Origin of the sequence: Polaribacter sp. Z014 (genome assembly GCF_023555435.1) — a bacterium.
Classification (GTDB): domain Bacteria; phylum Bacteroidota; class Bacteroidia; order Flavobacteriales; family Flavobacteriaceae; genus Polaribacter.
Genome location: NZ_JALCZP010000115.1, coordinates 1 through 668 on the forward strand (window position 1 = coordinate 1; position 668 = coordinate 668).

The 668-nt window shown below is 31.7% G+C and carries 1 pseudogene; it reads left to right on the top strand.

From position 1 onward, the window contains the following. Positions 1 to 81 precede the first annotated feature (81 nt). Positions 82 to 668: pseudogene (locus MPF19_RS19150) on the top strand (ISAon1 family transposase); the annotation flags it as partial.

A 668-nucleotide genomic window follows, 5' to 3' on the forward strand; every position in this document is an offset into this window, starting at 1 on the left:
TGGTTGCTTTTTCCTGAAAATATTGGAAGTTATCTTTCCATAGATGAAACAGCATTTTCTAATGGAGATTTATATACTATCGTGACTAATAAAAACGCGAATGGAAAGAAAGGTGCTTTACTAGCCATGATTAAAGGCACTAAAGCTGAAGATGTTATTAGAATCCTTGATAAACTCTCTTTAAAACAACGAAAAAAAGTAAAAGAAGTAACCTAAGACATGGCAGGAAACATGGGGTTAATCGTTAAAAAATCATTTCCCAAAGCAGTACTAGTTATAGATCGATTTCATGTGCAAAAATTAGCTTTAGATGCTTTGCAGGAAATAAGAATTAAACATCGTTGGGAAGCAATAGATAAAGAAAACGACGCCATAGAAAACGCTAGAAACAAGTCCGTAAAATATGTTCCCGAACTACTACCAAATGGAGATACCCTAAAACAATTATTAGCTAGAAGTAGATATCTATTATATAAATCTAGTAACAAATGGACTAACTCCCAAAAGGAAAGAGCTGAAATGCTTTTTAAAACTTATCCAGATATAGAAAAGGCATACAATTTATGTCAAAAATTATCCTGGATTTATAATCAAACAAAAGATAAAACTGTTGCCTTAATTAGACTTGCTAAATGGGATGAAAATGTAAGACAAGCGAAGTTTAAAAG